We start from the raw sequence: 512 nt of genomic DNA, 5'->3' as shown, positions 1-512 counted from the left end.
TGGAACATCTATGGCTTAGCTGGACAAGCAGATGCTATTATTTATATCTTTGACCGTTATGGCAAGCTATTAAAACAACTAAGCCCTTCTGGAAGTGGATGGAATGGTACCTATAATGGCAACCCAATGCCTAATAGCACGTATTGGTTTACTGTACAGTATAGAGAACCGAGCACGAATGAGGTGAAAACGTTTAAGGCCCATTTTGCGTTGAAACGATAATAAACAATTTTAAATATTTAATTTAAAAAGGTCTAAGCTATTGCTTAGACCTTTTTTGTTTAGTTTATTGATATAGAATTGATACTGTTTATATAGTTTTCATTTATAAGTGAATTAGGCTATGTTTTTAATAAAAAAGGGGAAGGGCTTGTAAGGTAAGGTAAGGTAAGGTAAGGTAAGGTAAGGTAAGGTAAGGTAAGGTAAGGTAAGGTAAGGTAAGGTAAGGTAAGGTAAGGTAAGGTAAGGTAAGGTAAGGTAAGGTAAGGTAAGGTAAGGTAAGGTAAGGTAAG

The 512-nt window shown here is 35.2% G+C and carries 1 protein-coding gene; it reads left to right on the top strand.

Annotation, left to right across the window (positions count from 1 at the left end; genetic code table 11):
* A partial coding sequence (locus tag ACVC08_RS00490; RefSeq protein ID WP_452600554.1) for a T9SS type B sorting domain-containing protein occupies window positions 1–222 on the top strand: 222 nt, incomplete at its 5' end.
* Window positions 223–512: the final 290 nt, after the last annotated feature.

This window comes from Pontimicrobium sp. MEBiC06410 (genome assembly GCF_053601615.1).
Note: the sequence above shows the minus strand (reverse complement) of the source record. Positions and strands in the feature narration are given on the sequence as shown.